Raw genomic sequence first — 16961 nt, 5'->3', positions numbered from 1 at the left:
GAAGTTAAAGATACATTTATTTTTTGACGATTCTAAATTCTGTTCGACGATTTTCCTGGTGTTGTTCTTCCGTACAATCGGAAACAATATCCCCTTCGCACGCACAGTCATTTACCAATTTTGTCTCACCATACCCTTTTCCGTATATGCGTGAAGGATTTGTGATGCGTTTTTTGATGTAATTCGCTGACGATTTAGCCCTGCGATCCGAAAGAGATAAGTTGTACTGCATAGAAGCGCGACAATCTGTATGCGACCCCAGTTCAATAGTCAATGTGGGGTTATCGTTCATGATTTTAACGATCTTATCCAACTCAATTTGTGCATCCGGACGAATGTCTGATTTATCCAGGTCAAAATAAATAGGGTGGATGGTAATCATGTCGTTGAGATCCTTGCCTATTTCCACTTTTTCAAGTTGAATGTCTCTTTTGATGTGTGGATTTTTCCCCAATGATTCAACGACCTGGCTTGTTACAGACAGGTGTTCCGGATAGGCGAATTTAAGTTCATAATTAACCGGATCTCCGAATTTCTTCGTTTTCAGCAGTGCGCTGGTGTACATGCCGTTAGTATCTGTTGTCAATGTTTCCAGAACGGAGTTGTCAGCTTTGTTGATGATTTGAACGGTTGCATTTGCAATCGGCGCCCCGGTTTCTTTAGCGGTAACAGTACCGGAGAGCAGGTAGTCACCCAGGTATGCTTCTTTGTAAATCTCCTGGTATTCCTTGTTGCATGCAGTCGTGAATTGTTCAGACGCCACTACTTCCTGTGCGTTTTTCATAAAGATGATTTCGTAGTCTTTACAATGTTCCAGTGAGGTCAAAAACGCTCCGTCCCGCGGTCGCAGACTCAGACGGATTTCAGGCTCTGCACATGTGTTGCATTTTAACAGGACATACGCATCTTCAGGAAGTTGAGCCCCTCCGATCGTGTGAAGGTTTCCGTTGAGGACAATCACATTCTGAACGCCCAGATAATCGGTTTCAATTTCGTAGATATCCTTTTCTCCTTTTCCCCCTTTTCTGAAGGAAGACAGGTAGCCTCTGTTTCCGCTAACGGTTGTGGTATAAAACAAATCGTCACCTGTACTGTTGATCGGGTAACCGAGATTGATCGGAGTAGACCACTGATTGTTGTCATCTCTGACCGCCACAAAAATATCAAACCCTCCCATGCTGTTTGGTCCGTTGGATGCAAAATACATGGTTTTATTGTCAATAGAAATAAATGGAGCATCTTCATCGTACGGTGTATTGATCGTTGGTCCCAGGTTTTGCGGTTCGCTCCATCTTCCGTCGGCCATCTTCACAACGCGGTAAATATCTCTTCCGCCCAAACCTCCTGGTCGCTCAGATACAAAGTAAATGTTTTTTCCATCCGGAGTAACGGTACAGTGTGTCTCCCAATATTCCGTATTGATTCCCTGGATCGACAATTGTTCCAGTATTTGAAATTGATTGCGGAGAAAATCAGAGTAATAAATATCCCCTGCACCAGAAACATCCTGGTAGGTATAAATGCGTTTCTCATCAACGCTCACGGCAATTGTTGCCTCATTGATATTCTCATAGCAAAACTCAAGGCGCTTCGGAGCTTTCCAGGTCCCGTTTGCTTCCATGATGCTGACATAGATGTCTTCAGGATATTGATACAATTTCGGATCCCTGTATTGTTCGGTCTCATTATTTTTCCATGGTCTTCTGGAGGTAAAATACAAAGACTTTCCATCCAGTGAAACGACCGGAGAATATTCCGGAAAAATAGTATTCACAGGCGTATTCAGGTTGTTGACTTTGGCACTTTTGGGAGTGGAAAATGCTTTTTTGGCAACCTCACACTGGATAATTCCCAATTTGGCTTTATCCACCAATTCTGACTTTTTCAGACTGTTTTGAATAAACAGGTTGTAGTATTCAATAGCCTTGTCCGGTTGATCATTCAAATGATAACATCTTCCCAGGTGATAATAGACATCGGAAGGAGCACTTGTTTCCTTTGCGGAATACATGTCGTAGTTATTTTTTACACTTTTCGTCCCGATTTCCAGGTAGTTGAGTGCGTTTTCAAAATCATTGCGCGAGTTCAGTACAATAAACCCTTTGCGGTAATTGTAATTCGAACTTTCCGGTTTGATCGACAGTAATTTGTCAACAACAATTTCAGAAAAATAGTAGTAGTCTTCCTGCAGCATTCTGGATGATTCAACAACCAACTGGCTTTCAGATGCATGTTTAACTAACTCGTTTACCTCCTCAACTGTATATTGAGAAAGCCCGATCCATGGGATCAGGCTAAAAGTGAATAGGATATTTTTAATTTTCACATCTATATAATTTAAAACTCTCTGTTCGGATCGAATTGCTCAAGGTAATCAGCAACTCTTCTCACGAACTGGCCTCCCAACGCGCCGTCTACTACCCGGTGGTCATACGAGTGAGAGAGGAACATTTTATGTCGGATGCCGATGAAATCTCCATGTGGAGTTTCAATGACAGCAGGAACTTTTCTGATAGCTCCCAATGCCAGGATCGCGACTTGCGGTTGATTGATGATCGGAGTTCCCATAACGTTTCCAAACGTACCTACGTTCGTTACCGTATAAGTTCCACCTTGAATGTCTTCTGGTTTCAGTGTATTGTTTCTTGCATTGTTTGCAAGTGCATTTACCGCTTTCGTCAGTCCGTTCAGATTCAATTGATCTGCGTTTTTGATAACCGGTACAATTAAGTTACCTGAAGGAAGAGCTGTTGCCATTCCCAGGTTGATATCTTTGCGTTTAATGATTTTTGTTCCGCTCACAGATACATTAATCATCGGGAAATCTTTGATTGCTTTTACAATCGCTTCCATGAAGATCGGTGTAAATGTGATGTTTTCACCTTCCCGTTTTTTGTAAACGTCTTTTACTTTATTTCTCCAGTTCACAATTTCTGTCACATCTGCCTCAACGTATGAAGTAACGTGCGGAGAAACGTGTGTAGACATAATCATATGCTCAGCAATCAACTTACGCATACGATCCATTTCAATGATTTCATCTCCCGGATTCGGAACAACAACAGGTTCTTTGATATTTGCAAGGAATCCGCTTGCTGCAGTCGCCGGAGCAGCCTCTTTCTTCGCTGCCGGAACTTCCGTTTTAGCAGTTTCTGTAACTGTTGCCGGAGCCGCAGCACCTGAAGTTCTGTTGTCCAGGTATGAAAGAATATCTTTTTTGGTAACTCTTCCTCCTTGTCCTGTCCCTGCAATGGCATCCAATTCCTGTCCGGAAATATTTTCAGCTTGTGCAATGCTTTTTACCAACGGAGAATAAAACTTGCCTGATCCATTGGATGGAACACTGACAGTTTGTGCTGTCTGAACAGCATTTGCTACGATTGATTCAGCAACTTGTACCGGTGTTTCTTCTTTTGTCGGAGCAGCAGGAGCAGGTGTGTCCGCACCACCAGTAGAGATGATGGCAATAACGTCTCCTACCTGAGCAACCTGATCCACTTCAAACAAGCGTTCGATCAATACTCCCTGTGCTTCAGAAGGCAATTCATTGTCTACTTTATCCGTAGCTACTTCTACCAATGGTTCATCTAATTCTACACTGTCACCAACATTTTTTAACCAGTTAGTAATTGTTGCTTCCGTTACACTTTCTCCCATTTTCGGGAGTCTTATTTCAATCTTTGCCATCTCAGTTCTATGAAGAAATTGTTTTTCGACCACAAAAATAACCGATTTTTCCTTTTTTACAAGTATCGTTTAATCGCGATTATCCATTTTTTTCCACATTCGTATCAAAATAGATAAATCTTTTTGAATCGAGTAATCCCGTGCGTATATTAAATTCAATTTGTCAGCATGATTTTCGGAGAGTTCCAACTCACTTGCAGCAGGATGAAGCACACCTGATTTTATTTTCGGTAAATGGCGTTGTGTAGTGGAAAGTACATAGCCGACACATGTTTTTTTACCTGTCAGAATGGAAAATAAGTTCCGGATGAATTGCCCCTTGTCGGTGTAAAACCAAATAGAAAGAGGAAGACTTATCAAACCAATGACTGCTACGAGAATATCGAATGTTCGTTTGTTCCGGATGTTTTCCGGCTTGGAAATAGAGTTGATATTGATCAGGTAAAGATCGCCTGCGGTATCGATCGAATTACTTCCGATCAGGTAGAGGCTGTCAGGCTGCGCGATTTTAAAATCAACTTTTGCAGAATTAATCCGTGACATCCAGTCAATGATCGTATGTGCATCAATGTCTTTGGCGCAAAAGATAATCTCATCAATTTTATGAATGTAAGCAACCTGGTCTAACTGCCCCACATCACCGATGCTTCGGTCGTCTTTTTGACCGGAAGAAGATACAAAGGCCACTGAATCAATTTTTGAAACAGATTGCTTCAGTATCTCATGAACCCGCTCCGTTTCTTCCTGTGATCCGACAATTGCAAAACGCTTGGCTTTGTCCTGGAAAATCCGATAGGATTTCCCCAATGCAAAATGGAGAAAGACCCGGGAAATAATAAAATAAGCAAGTACCAGTGTGGCACCGCACAAAATAAACAGCCGTGAAAACTGGTATGCTTTCGGGAGCAATGCATAAAAGACAAGAATTAATACGGTCCCCCAAAGAATTCCTTTAACGATCGGAAGGATTTTCATGGGGCGGTTGTAGCCGTTATTGAAGAAAATTGCAATGAGCCACGACAACGTATAGAACGGAAGTGCAATTTTGAGTACATCTTCGGGGAAATCAATGTTTTGTATTTCCCATCGGTGCGTTAATGCGTACAAACCTCCCAGCAGAAGCAAAAAGTCCGTTGCGGGGAGCAAAATTCGTTTTATAAAACGCGAAAAAACCGCCATTCCTGCCCGGAGATAAATCGCCATGTTGATGAGGAACGAAAACAGCTTTGCATTTTTTTGTGAGAAATGTTTTTCTGCGAAAATGACCATCGCCCGGTAAAAAACAAAAACATAGTTGACAGAACTTTTTTTTGTGCTTTCACCTTTGTAGTGAATGATCCGTGTTTCAGGGAAATAATAGTTTTTGTATCCTCCTTTGATGATGCGATACGACAAATCGATGTCCTCTCCGTACATAAAGAATGCTTCGTCCAGCAACCCGACTTTTTTCAATGTCTCGTGGCGCATCAGCATGAATGCACCGCTTAGTATTTCAATCTCATTCGTTTCAAATTCGCTCAGGTGTCCGAGGTGATACTGACCGAATCGTTTGGACCGGGGAAAGATGCGGGAAAGTCCGAAAATTTTATAAAATGCAACCAGAGGCGTCGGCAATCCGCGTTTTGATTCCGGTAAGAATTTTCCTTTCCCGTCCAGCATACGCACACCAAGTCCTCCGGCATCGGGATGATCATCCATGAAACGAACCACTTTTTCGAAGGTATCTTCCTCGACTACCGTATCGGGATTGAGTAAAAGAATGTATTCTCCTTTCGCCCATTCAATGGCCTGGTTGTTCGCTTTTGAAAAACCCCGGTTGTCCTTGTTGGCAATCAGGTTGTATTCCGGAAATTTCGAACGCACCATTTCAACCGAATTATCAATCGAGTTATTGTCTACGACAAACACTTCTCCCGGAACATTTTGCAAGGCTCTTTTGACAGAGTTGAGGCATTGTTCCAGAAAGTATTCTACATTGTAATTGACAATGATGATACTGATTTTGTATGGATATTGTTCGATAGACATCAGTGGCTAAACGCGTTGTACCTGGTTTTTATTCTGCAACTGCGATGCAGGAGATCTCGACGTTCACATCACTGGGTAATTTCGCTACCTGTACGCATTCACGTGCAGGAGGAACCGTTTTGAAATATTCTCCGTAAACAGCATTCATAGCAGCAAAATCAGCCATGTCTTTTAAAAAAACCTGGCACTTAACTACGTGGTCAAGAGTTAAACCCGCTGCATCCAGGATGGCTGTGATATTATCCAGCACCTGTCTGGTAGCGATTTCAATTGTTTCCATGTTTAACTCCCGTGTAAATGGATTGATCGGAATCTGACCGCTTACAAAAACCATATTTCCGGCATGAATTGCCTGGCTGTAAGGAGCGATGGGTTGTGGAGCTCCTTGTATGTGGATCGCTTTTTTCATTTCTTGTTTTTTCGTACGAATGCTTTCAGTAACTTTGTGCAAGTTTACGCATTTAACTTTAGAATGTGAAAGTACTGATAGTAGATAATTACGATTCTTTTACATACAATCTGTATCATTATGCCGTACAATGCGGTGTTGATGTTGTTGTCAGGCGGAATGATGAATTGTTACTCGATGAAGTGCAGGAGTATGATCGGATCATTCTTTCTCCCGGTCCGGGACTGCCTTCAGAAGCACCTTTGATGTTTGATCTTCTCAAAACATACGGACACCAGAAGCCTATCCTTGGTGTATGTCTCGGGATGCAGGGAATCGCTGAATTTTACGGTGGTCAACTGATCAATCAGAAGCAGGTGAAACATGGAGTACAAGCAGACGTAACAGTTGATAATTCATCACAACTGTTTAAAGGTTTACCTCCCCGTATTAAAGTAGGATTATATCATAGTTGGTGCGTTGATGCTACTACATTACCGGATGAATTGAAAGTGACCGGTATCTCTTCCGAAGGCGTAGTGATGTCGTTTGAACACATTGATTTACCCGTTTTCGGCGTGCAGTTTCACCCGGAGTCAGTGATGACAGAAGCCGGATTACAGATGCTGAACAATTATTTAAAGTAAGTTCTTGAAAATAATTGCTTTATTTTTTGGTTTTAAGTTTAAAATAAGTTAAATTTGGTAGTAACAAACCAGTAACTATTTTTTACAATATACAATGAACAGAACCTTTATTACAACGGGAATTATTCTTTTATGCGCTCACATGAGTTATTCCCAGGAAGTTGTAAATCAGACAGAGCGCGGCAATACTAACCCCACAATAATGACGATGAAAGACCGGTATGGTCTTGATTACGACTTGGTCGATGAGTCATTGCTGGGAATCGATAGTCTTGTCCTTGAAAGTATTAACCCGGATCTTATTGAGTCATCGAGGGAAGAGATCGAAGATGTGATTATCTATCAGGAAGGAACCGGGATGGCGATTCGGGTCTATTCCTATGAAAAAGTTGCACTAAACAAGGAGAATCAATAAATAGATAAATCAACTATTATGAGGCTATTACTACCTTACCTCGTGCCAATGGTTGCCATTGCACCTGCCTGGGGACAGTATACGCATCCGACTACGGGAATTCAAGGTGAATATGTGGGATCATGTCTTGTTGCAAATTGCGGACCAGCGACCTATACGGATAATGGTGGGACAGGGGCAAATTATGCAAATAATATTGGTCAGATATACCGGGTTTTTTGCCCTTCCGTTGCCGGAAATTGTATGCATGTAACATTTAATTCTTTTGATACCGAAGCTGGTTGGGATTATTTACAAGTTAAAAACGGGCCGACTCAAAACAGTCCGCAATTTTTAACTGCTCCCAACGGGGCAACGAATTACACGGGGGTAACCGGCATATCAGGCACACCTGCTGTTCCGTTTTCATATACTTCTACAGATGCAAGTGGTTGTTTGACGTTTCGTTTTACATCCGATGGTACGCTGAACCGCCCCGGTTGGAATGCAACATTGACATGTGTGCCTTGCGCAGGAGGGCCAAGTGGCACAAACAACAGTGACTGTATGTTTGCCACTGCTATCTGTTCCAATTCGTCCGTGGTGTCGATGTCTTCTGGTCCTGGGATCGTCGCAGAAGGATGTTCCGGGGCAACTTGTCCGGCCGGAGGTGAAAATCATTCAAACTGGTATCGTTTTGTGGCTCAGACAACCGGTACATTGAATGTGACAATCACGCCAACGGTACTGGCAGATGACTATGATTTTGCTATTTACGGTCCCAATGTGACGTGCGGTGCGTTAGGTACTCCCATTCGTTGTTCCGACGCAGGTACGTCAGGAGTGACAGGAGCAATGCCTCCGGGAACAGTCACAACGCAGAATGTAAATGGTAACGGGTATGTGACTCCGTTGAGTGTAACGGCGGGGCAAAGTTATTACCTGGTGGTGGATAAATGGAGTCCGAGCGGAGGAACGGGATATACCTTGTCTTTTTCCGGTGGTGTAAGCTTAGACTGTATTGTGTTGCCGGTTCAGCTGTCTTTGTTTGAAGCCGAATATGAACCGAATCTGCACCTGGTAGATTTGACCTGGGTGACACAAACAGAAGAAAATATGAGTCACTATGAAGTGGAACGTTCCACAGACGGCGAACATTATGAAGTCATCGGTCGGTTGAACGCTGTCGGAAACTCAAACCAGGAAACTCAGTATTTTACAGTTGACACGGATCCTTTTTTAGGAGTGAATTACTACCGTCTGAACCAGTTTGATTTTGACGGAACATCTAAATACTCAGAAATAAGAGCCGTGAATGTACTGGATGATATGTATGACGTGCTGAGCCTTTTTCCCAACCCGACGACGGGGTTGACTGAAGTAATTTTTAATGCATATTCGAAAGAAGATGCGGTTTTAAGTGTTGCCGACGCGACAGGGAAAGTAATAGAACAGGAAAAAATTCCTGTTGTAAAGGGAGGTAATCGTTTGATGTTAAATCTGGAAGCGTATAAACCGGGAGTTTATATTTTGTCTATCGTTACGAAGTATAAAACACACCGAACGAAATTGATAAAAGAATAGCGAAAAGGAATTTTCCGTACAATCAAACGGCTTTCAGATACAATCGGGAAGCCGTTTTTTATTTTTTCTTGGTGTAGTAGGCCCAGATAATTCCCATTGCAAGAAAACCAACTCCCATGCCGATTGCTCCGCCAATAGGGACAGCACCATAAATCATACCGATTCCTGCGCCGATGAACATACATCCTACAAAAAACAATCCGCCGATCGAAGTCGCTGTTTTTACTTTTTCCTTGTCATTTTTTTCTTCCATGTTAGTGTGTTTATTCTTACGAATGTAACGATAAATTCAACACAAATCAAAAAAGGATCAATTGAAAAAGGAGATAAAAAGATGTATCTTTGCTCTTCAATTCAAAACAAGAAATATGTTAGGTTTGAAAATGCCGACAGATCCCCGCTGGGTGAACATTGCAGAAAAAAACATTGAAGAGATTCTCATTGACCACGCGTTTTGTGAACAGAAAGCAGCAAGTAATGCTATTTCTATGATTGTCCAATACCCTCAATATACGGATTTGGTGCAAGAGATGACAGCAATTTGCCGGGAAGAAATGGAACATTTTGACATGGTTCATCAGCAGCTGCTTGACAGGGGACTTAAACTGGGCTTTGAGCGAAAAGATCCGTATGTCAATGACCTTGCAAAATACCTGAAGCAACATAAAAATGACGGATCACGTGAATTACATTTTGTAAACCAGATGCTATTCGCCGCGATGATTGAAGCAAGAAGTTGCGAGCGGTTTAAAATTCTGAGTGAACAATTGACGGATGAGAATCTACGTGTTTTTTACCGCGAATTGATGGAAAGTGAGGCCCGGCATTATACCACTTTTATCGGGTTTGCCAGAAAGTATGGAGGTAATGTAGATATAGACGCCAGATGGCAGGAATTCCTGGAGTATGAAGCTTCATTAATGGAGCAGTATGGCACATCTGAAACAATTCACGGGTAACACCGTGATGCATTTGAAAAGCAAATAATATGAAGTTAAAATTAGAACGCCCGCTCGCCGTTTTTGACCTGGAAGCAACAGGCTTGGATGTTACCAATGACAGAATTGTTGAAATTGCGATCCTGAGAATCGACACGGACGGATCAACGCACCAATATGCAAAACGGGTGAATCCTGAAATGCCGATTCCGAATGAAACATCATTAATTCATGGAATTTATGACAAAGATGTGGAACAGGAAAAAACATTTACAGAACTGGCCCCTGAAATTGCAGCTTTTCTTGGAGATTCGGATCTGGCAGGTTACAATTCTAACAAATTCGATATCCCGATGCTGGCCGAAGAGTTCTTGCGCTCCGGGCATTTGTTTGACATTTCCTCCCGAAAGCATGTAGATGTTCAGAATATTTTTCATAAAATGGAACAGCGCACTTTGGTTGCAGCGTATGCATTCTATTGTCAAAAAGAACTTAACAATGCACACCAGGCAATGGCAGATGTAACGGCGACCTGGGAAGTATTACAGGCACAATTGGAAAAATACGACAACATTGAAGGGACGGTTGAATTCCTGGCGGATTTTACAAAAGCAGGGAATTTTGATTTGCTGGATTTTGCCGGACGCATCGCCGTCAATGAAAAAGGAGAAGCGGTTTATAATTTCGGAAAACACAAAGGAAAAACAATCCGGGAAGTTAACCGGATTGAACCGGGATACTACGGTTGGATGCTGGATGCAAACTTCCCGCTCTATACAAAGCAGGTCTTGAAAAAAGAAATGGAAAAGATCAAAGAAGAACAAGCGACTCAAAAACAACAGCAGCCCAAAGAAGAAGCAGGAGATTTACAAGCAAAGCTGGAAGCATTAAAAAATAAATTCAAATGAAAATAATTTGTATAGGCCGTAATTATGCCGATCATGCGAAGGAGTTAAAGAATGAAATTCCTGCTGAACCGGTGTTTTTTTTGAAACCGGACACTGCTTTACTGAAAGACAATGAACCGTTTTACCTGCCGGAGTTTACCACCGATCTACATTACGAATGCGAGGTCGTTGTGAAAATTGCGAAAGTGGGGAAAAATATCCAGGAAAAATTTGCCCATAAATACTACGAACAGATTTCTCTGGGAATTGATTTTACAGCAAGAGACCTCCAGTCGAAATGTAAAGAGAAAGGTTTACCATGGGAAATGGCTAAAGCATTTGATAACAGTGCACCGCTTTCTTCCGTATTTATCGATAAAAAAAACGTGAATCTGAATGACCTGAAGTTTCATCTGGATATCAATGGGACAACTGTTCAAAAAGGAACAACAAACGATTGGATTTTTCACATCGATCAGGTAATTGCCTACGTTTCCCGGTTTATGACCTTGAAAACAGGTGATTTGATTTTTACGGGAACACCTGCCGGAGTGGGGCCCGTAGCTATCGGAGACCGATTGGAAGGATACATCGGAGACCAAAAAATGTTTGATTTTGAAATCAGGTAGAGCCCCGTTTATTTACAGCTTTTTTCTGAACTCAGGCATGTGTGTCGTCATCCGATCCGAATGCGACAAATAATGTAAAATCATAGGCTGTGTGGACGGCAATTGAGAACCACAATCCATACCATTCGTACCCCAATCCGAGCAAAAAGGAAAGTGGAAGAACAACGACACCGTAAAGTGACTGTTTCCAGTTGAATGGATTCAGGTAACCGTGCATCACAACAAATAAAACAGCGGTAATACTAACGCCAATATAAAACTGAACACCGGCCCTGAATAATAATTCTTCTCCGATCCCTGCGCAAAGAGATAAAAAAACAGCATCGAGTAATGTCAGGTCAAGCGATTTAACCAATTCATCGACCCGCAGTGGAACAGACTTGAAAACGGGGAATTTCATCAATTGATTGGTCAGGAAAGCGTATCCCACACCTATGCAGATGCCAATTGCAATGTTGCTGAAGTGAAAGGAATCCCAGTCCATGAATTCACGGAAAGATTGTCCGCTGATATAATGAAGCGCTAAAAATGCCGGGATGGGAAATAAAAGTAAGGTCATCAACCCCATCCAATAAATTCTTCTTTTTGACAAACTGTTTTTTCTTTCAAAAATACACAAAATGAATCACCGGAATGCTTGTATTGGCAGATAGAATCGTGGCGGAAATGATTTTATACAACCACAAGGGTACCCAACAAAATAATTATGTATCATTGTAACATGAAAAGATGGACGGTACTACTTTTTTCAGCACTGGTTTTTGCCGCATGTAAGGGAGAGAAAAAAAATACTGCAATCGTTGCCGGAGAAACTTCCGGAACAACAGATTCTTCCGAAGATCAGGAGTTTGAACCCTATTATTGGGATACATTGTGCGGAATTTATTCGGGAGCTTATTCCGACCGGGAACTCAATATCAATCTGACGTATGTTTCCCAATACAATGCAGTCGGGTATAGTGTCCTGAACGGGTTGATCAGGAATATTTCGGGGAAAGTCACTCAAACGGCAGATTCGGTGAAACTCACACTTTCAGAATTGGGAGATCATGTGCACGATGGGGTGTTTCAGTTGAACATCAACAAACGTAATTTTGAGGTGAAAGGAACCTGGAAAGCATACAGTTCATCCATTCCTTCTAAAACTTTTCAGTTAAAAAAGAAGCGGTGGCTTGACTACAATGAGTTTGACTATGAAAAACCGGTGACAGCGGAAAATTTTTTATTTTTCTATGAAGTGAGTGAGGATTCACTCGGGTATTATTATTTCAAAGAAGACGGGTCGGTTAATTACGAATTTTATCCTACACCGAACGCATTTAGCAACCAGGAAGGAACGCTGCAGTATGCACAAGGAAGCTGGACGATCAAGGGAGAATACGTGACGGTATACTGGCAACCTAATTTTGCATTTCCGAATTTGAAGAGCCGGTTCAGGATCATGGACGGGCGGAAGACAGATCCGGAGGATGGATATCCCTACTTAGAGGGAGAAGGACGCATTATTTACCCGCAATATGAAGGGTATTAATATGCGTAGTATTGTCGCAATCCTTGCGTTTGCGGCGATCTTGTATGGTTCAATATGCATGGTTCAGTTGACCATCCCTTTTCTTCAATTTAAACCCACTGTTGACTTTTTAAATTCCAAGCGACTGATTTATCACCTGGATTGGTGGCGGTATAGTTTTTACATCCATGTATTTTCCAGTCCGCTTGTTATTGTCACGGGATTGTTGCAGTTCAATCGGTTTTCAATCCACCGTAAACCGAAATTTCACCGAATAACAGGAATGATGTATATCGGTACATTGGTTTTTATTGCAGCTCCTTCCGGATTTCTGATGGGATTATATGCCAACGGGTCTTACCCGACGCAAATCAGTTTTACATTGCTCAGTCTTTTGTGGATCTTTACAACGGTCATGGCGTATAGAAAGGTAAAGCAAAGGAAGTATGTGTCGCATGGAAGATGGATGATCCGCAGTTACGCATTGACATTATCTGCTATTTCACTTCGTTTTTTTACATTTTTAATTGGTTATTTCAATATCCCGCTGTATCCTGCTGAAGCGTATATTGTTGTCAGTTATTCCAGTTGGATGGTCAACTTACTGCTTGCAGAATGGTTAATTTATCTCAATTATCCGGAACGTTTAATGAAAAAATAACCTTTATTTCACCGCAAGATCGGTTTTACTTTCCTGGTTGAATGAAATCTTTCCTTTGTTGTCGATTTTGTAGCGATAAACAGCAAGCAGTTTTTTATTCTTAATTTTATTATCCCAGTAACCGTCTTCTTCCAGCGGTTTTTCATATTCCATTTCATACAATTTAGCTGTGAACTCAAATGGTTTTCCCAGTTGCAGATCAACCAGTTCATCTTCTACCAGACCGAACTGTTCAATACGTTTTTTATCAATCAGCTTTCCTTTGGAATCAAACGAGGCAAGAATAAACTTCTTCGGCATAAAATCACCCACATAATGACTGACTTCTGCGTATAATAAGGCGGTGCAGTTTTCATTTTCGCCAATGGTATATGCGTAATAATAAGATTGTCCGACATCCCTTGAAAAACGTGCATTGCGCATTTCAGGAATAAAGCGTTCAAAATCATAGGAAATAAAACCGGCGAGTTTTTCCTGGTCAATATCTCCTTTCAATGTGACGGGATAAGCAGGAAGCGGGAACTGTTTTTTGAATTGCAGCCAGAAAAGTGTTTCCGGGTTCGACATACCGCGTGTCCCGTTTTTGATCGCGTCGTTAAAGAGGTATTCCCGGTTTTTTTTCAGACTGTCGAGGTCTTTATCCGTATTCATTTTATTCAAATCGGTAAATCCGGCTTGCAATGCGTATTCAATGTGCCGGGCAGCCATTTCAAGGTCACCTTTTAACGCGAAGGTTCCGGCCATTTGATAGAGAATATTGGAAAACGGAGCATATTCCATGCGTTCGGCTAATTTGTAGGAAGCGAGTGCTTTGTCGTATGATTTTAATTCTTTGTACACATTTCCCAATTCGTAGTATGCATTGGAAGTCGGCTGCTGTTGCAGAGAGTGCTCAAAGTAATAACGTGCGCTGTCCAGTAGTTTCTTATTCTTGTAAGCATCAATTCCTTTCATGAAAAAATCATTCCCTTCCCTGGATGATGAGGAGGGATTACTCTTCAGGAACAGGTTTACTTTTGTTGCATCCAAAATATCGTTGGCAGATAAACTTGCGATTGCAATTGTAGACACGGGTTGTTTCCCTTTCGTCGCCGGATCCCCGCAGGAAGTAACCGCTACGCCGGTCAGGAGCAAGTATATAAATTGAATGTGTTTCATACAGATAAAGATAGGTGTTTTTGTTTCAAGTCATTTATGAAAAAACTTAAAAAAATACAATACTTGTCCGGATTCCCTTGTTTTCTATCGAAACCCTTACCTTTGTGGTAAAATTCAGAAAAGATGAAGGAGGAAATTATACGATGGATTCGGAGTTTTTATGAACACACAATAAACGGACGAACAGTTTTTGATGCTGAAACCTACGCGTCTCACAGCCTGCTGTGGAGTATAGGAATGTTATTGGCTCTTCTGATTGCCTGCCTGATAGTATGGCATTTGTCCCGCTTTGTCCTGATTCGTGTTGCCCACATGTTTTTTGACCGGACAAAAACAAAATGGGATGATTTTCTGATCAAAAATAAATTCTTTCGTGCACTGGCTTACCTGATTCCGCTGATGTTCATGGAACATTTTATTTCCATTGTTTTTTACAGTTATCCCAATACGCACGACTTCTTTACCCGGATTGTCGAGGTATTGATTGTGTTGGCGGTTATTGTTGTAATCAACCGATTCCTGACAACTGTTAAAGACATTCTGCTGGAAAATGAACGTTTCAGAGACAAACCGATTCAATCGTATGTACAGGTTGTCAAGATCATTGTCAGCATTGTTTTGATTGTGGTAATGATCAGTATTTTGACCGGTATTCAGCCTGGTACGTTTCTGGCATCACTGGGGGCTGCATCAGCGATTGTATTGTTGATCTTCAAAGACACGATTTTAGGGTTTGTGGGGAGCCTTCAACTGGGAACAAATGACATGGTCCGGATCGGTGATTGGGTAACCATGGAAAAATACGGTGCAGACGGAACAGTGGAAGAAATCAGCCTCGCTACGGTCAAAGTACGAAACTTTGACCGGACGATCACAACGATTCCAACCTATTCAATGGTTTCAGATGCATTCAAAAACTGGAGGGGAATGACAGAGTCGGACGGAAGAAGGATCAAACGCTCGGTGAAGATTAATATTGAAACTGTCAAATTTGCTGATGAAGAATTACTCGAAAAACTGAAAGGAATCAACGTCCTGAAAGAATTTATAACTAAACGGCAGGCGGAAATTCAACGATACAATGAAGAAAATGGCTTTGTCGGCGCGAACGCGATCAACGGAAGACGACAAACCAACCTGGGAATCTTTCGGAAATATATCGAACATTATTTACGGCACAAGGTGGAGATCAATAAAGAGATGTCCCTGATGGTTCGTCAGCTCGAACCGACAGAATCGGGAATTCCCCTGGAAGTATACTGCTTTACCAAAACAAAGGTATGGGATGAATACGAATCCATCCAGTCGGACATTTTTGACCACATCCTGTCGATGGTGCATTACTTTGATCTGCGTATTTTTGAGCAACCTTCCGGAAATGATTTCCGTTCACTCAATCGAACAGGCGCTTGATGATGTTTGAATTGAAATAATCCGGATCCGTACTCACTTCTTGCGTTACCCAGGAAGGAAGTTCAATCGGTTCCGTTTCACTTTCCAACTCGATTTCAGCGAGAATCAGGGGGCTTAATTTTCCATGAAACTCATCAATTTCCCATGTTTTTCCTGCGATGACGACTTCGTAGCGCGTTTTCTCCAAAAATGGCTGTGTATAATGCCGCAACATGAAATCGGCATCGGCGTAGGGAATTTCATATTCAAATTCATCCCTCGAAATTCCTTCACGTGTACCTTTTACTGTTAAAAACGCTCGCTCACCCTTAGTACGCACCCGGACACTAAAGTGTTCGTTGGAAGTGAAATATCCTTGTTGAATGTGTTTGCCTGTTCCTTTGTCTACCTGTTTCCACAATTCCTGATCGACTAAAAATTTCCGTTCGATTTCCATTGATTCAATTTTGCCGTAAAGGTAGCCGGAATCGACGGATGTAGCAAATGGAAAGTCAAGCGGTAAGTTTTCCGGTTGACACAGCAGGAATATTGATTGTATTTGTTACATTTAGCATTCTGAAATACGTTGAACAAATTATTTGTAACTGATGCGCTTATTCTTCTGTTTAATTTCCCTTGCCGGCATCTTGTCGTGTGGAACAGCCAAAAAATCTAATGAAAAGCAATACAACAATACAGATTTAACCGTGGAGTTAGTCTGCTACCGGAATGAAATGCCGTTGAGCGGAGACGAGTCGTATGTGGTTATCAATGTTACGCCGTCAGAAAAAATGATCAACGAACAGATAAAGATGACATCAATCGAAGCAACAGGAGCAAACGGAACGTGGAAAACAACGACTTTTGACCAGCATGAGTACGGAGGATTTGAACACATGGGATATCAGAATACAGCGCGTAAGTTTGACAGTTCTATTGGAGCAACCTACGATTTTAAAGTAGTGATTCAATTTGCATCCGGGAAAACACAATCCTATGTAGTGAAGAATGTTCCGCTTCAGGTTGTTCATTGACAAATAAAACAGATAATTGTGAAC

At 41.7% G+C, this 16961-nt stretch carries 18 protein-coding genes; 10 read left to right on the top strand and 8 right to left on the bottom strand.

The annotated features are described in order from the left end of the window. Positions 1-16: 16 nt before the first annotated feature. From H9Y05_RS16565 to H9Y05_RS12125, 4 genes are all read right to left on the bottom strand, one after another. Complete coding sequence (locus H9Y05_RS16565; RefSeq protein ID WP_216714445.1) at positions 17-2326, bottom strand: OmpA family protein; 2310 nt, start codon at positions 2324-2326, stop codon at positions 17-19. 11 nt (positions 2327-2337) lie between these two features. Then, positions 2338-3687 carry a dihydrolipoamide acetyltransferase family protein gene (locus H9Y05_RS12135; RefSeq protein ID WP_216714444.1) on the bottom strand — a complete coding sequence of 450 codons (1350 nt, stop codon included), beginning with the start codon at positions 3685-3687 and terminating at the stop codon, positions 2338-2340. 69 nt (positions 3688-3756) lie between these two features. After that, positions 3757-5715, bottom strand: a complete 1959-nt coding sequence (locus H9Y05_RS12130) for a glycosyltransferase family 2 protein (RefSeq protein WP_216714443.1) — start codon at positions 5713-5715, stop codon at positions 3757-3759. 28 nt (positions 5716-5743) lie between these two features. Then, the gene (locus H9Y05_RS12125) at positions 5744-6124 is read right to left on the bottom strand and encodes a RidA family protein (RefSeq protein WP_163492038.1); all 381 of its coding nucleotides are present in this window, start codon (positions 6122-6124) and stop codon (positions 5744-5746) included. A gap of 65 nt (positions 6125-6189) precedes the next feature. Here H9Y05_RS12125 and H9Y05_RS12120 point away from each other — a divergent pair, with 65 nt between their 5' ends. The 3 genes from H9Y05_RS12120 to H9Y05_RS12110 all read left to right on the top strand — a co-directional run bounded on the left by H9Y05_RS12120 (position 6190) and on the right by H9Y05_RS12110 (position 8728). After that, positions 6190-6750: an anthranilate synthase component II gene (locus H9Y05_RS12120; protein ID WP_163492036.1), complete on the top strand. Its 561-nt coding sequence runs from the start codon at positions 6190-6192 to the stop codon at positions 6748-6750. A 94-nt stretch (positions 6751-6844) separates the two neighbouring features. Further along, a complete protein-coding gene (locus tag H9Y05_RS12115; protein ID WP_216714442.1) occupies positions 6845-7165 on the top strand; it encodes a hypothetical protein in 321 nt (106 codons plus the stop codon). Between the two features lie 18 nt (positions 7166-7183). After that, positions 7184-8728, top strand: a complete 1545-nt coding sequence (locus H9Y05_RS12110; RefSeq protein ID WP_216714441.1) for a T9SS type A sorting domain-containing protein — start codon at positions 7184-7186, stop codon at positions 8726-8728. Between the two features lie 58 nt (positions 8729-8786). On the opposite strand, the gene H9Y05_RS12105 is transcribed toward H9Y05_RS12110, so the two are convergent. After that, positions 8787-8981, bottom strand: a complete 195-nt coding sequence (locus H9Y05_RS12105) for a hypothetical protein (protein WP_163492030.1) — start codon at positions 8979-8981, stop codon at positions 8787-8789. Between the two features lie 115 nt (positions 8982-9096). Between H9Y05_RS12105 and miaE the strand changes: the two genes are divergently transcribed. Genes miaE through H9Y05_RS12090 form a run of 3 tightly spaced genes read left to right on the top strand, consistent with a single transcriptional unit; the run spans position 9097 to position 11182 of the window. Next, complete coding sequence (gene miaE / locus H9Y05_RS12100; RefSeq protein ID WP_163492028.1) at positions 9097-9687, top strand: tRNA-(ms[2]io[6]A)-hydroxylase; 591 nt, start codon at positions 9097-9099, stop codon at positions 9685-9687. A gap of 29 nt (positions 9688-9716) precedes the next feature. Next, positions 9717-10574, top strand: a complete 858-nt coding sequence (locus tag H9Y05_RS12095) for a 3'-5' exonuclease (RefSeq protein ID WP_216714440.1) — start codon at positions 9717-9719, stop codon at positions 10572-10574. Further along, positions 10571-11182 (top strand): fumarylacetoacetate hydrolase family protein, encoded by a 612-nt coding sequence (locus H9Y05_RS12090; RefSeq protein ID WP_216714439.1) that lies wholly within the window; start codon positions 10571-10573, stop codon positions 11180-11182. The genes H9Y05_RS12095 and H9Y05_RS12090 overlap by 4 nt, the downstream gene beginning before the upstream one ends. A 31-nt stretch (positions 11183-11213) precedes the next feature. Here H9Y05_RS12090 and H9Y05_RS12085 read toward each other — a convergent pair whose 3' ends face one another. Continuing rightward, the gene (locus tag H9Y05_RS12085; protein WP_216714438.1) at positions 11214-11774 is read right to left on the bottom strand and encodes a CPBP family intramembrane glutamic endopeptidase; all 561 of its coding nucleotides are present in this window, start codon (positions 11772-11774) and stop codon (positions 11214-11216) included. Between the two features lie 129 nt (positions 11775-11903). Here H9Y05_RS12085 and H9Y05_RS12080 point away from each other — a divergent pair, with 129 nt between their 5' ends. Beyond that, positions 11904-12713, top strand: coding sequence for a hypothetical protein (locus H9Y05_RS12080; protein WP_216714437.1), 810 nt, complete (start codon positions 11904-11906; stop codon positions 12711-12713). A gap of 1 nt (position 12714) precedes the next feature. Continuing rightward, positions 12715-13353, top strand: coding sequence for a DUF2306 domain-containing protein (locus H9Y05_RS12075; protein ID WP_216714436.1), 639 nt, complete (start codon positions 12715-12717; stop codon positions 13351-13353). A 3-nt stretch (positions 13354-13356) separates the two neighbouring features. On the opposite strand, the gene H9Y05_RS12070 is transcribed toward H9Y05_RS12075, so the two are convergent. Beyond that, on the bottom strand, positions 13357-14511 hold the full coding sequence (locus H9Y05_RS12070) for a TPR end-of-group domain-containing protein (protein ID WP_216714435.1): 1155 nt from the start codon (positions 14509-14511) through the stop codon (positions 13357-13359). A gap of 123 nt (positions 14512-14634) precedes the next feature. Between H9Y05_RS12070 and H9Y05_RS12065 the strand changes: the two genes are divergently transcribed. Continuing rightward, a complete protein-coding gene (locus H9Y05_RS12065; RefSeq protein ID WP_163492017.1) occupies positions 14635-15924 on the top strand; it encodes a mechanosensitive ion channel family protein in 1290 nt (429 codons plus the stop codon). Here the strand turns inward: H9Y05_RS12065 and H9Y05_RS12060 are convergent. Next, positions 15905-16360, bottom strand: a complete 456-nt coding sequence (locus H9Y05_RS12060; protein ID WP_216714434.1) for a CYTH domain-containing protein — start codon at positions 16358-16360, stop codon at positions 15905-15907. The genes H9Y05_RS12065 and H9Y05_RS12060 overlap by 20 nt on opposite strands. Before the next feature lie 151 nt (positions 16361-16511). On the opposite strand from H9Y05_RS12060, the gene H9Y05_RS12055 reads away from it, so the two are divergent. Beyond that, positions 16512-16937: a hypothetical protein gene (locus H9Y05_RS12055; protein WP_216714433.1), complete on the top strand. Its 426-nt coding sequence runs from the start codon at positions 16512-16514 to the stop codon at positions 16935-16937. Positions 16938-16961: the final 24 nt, after the last annotated feature.

The organism is Taishania pollutisoli (genome assembly GCF_014518315.1).
GTDB lineage: Bacteria > Bacteroidota > Bacteroidia > Flavobacteriales_D > Crocinitomicaceae > Taishania > Taishania pollutisoli.
Note: the sequence above shows the minus strand (reverse complement) of the source record. Positions and strands in the feature narration are given on the sequence as shown.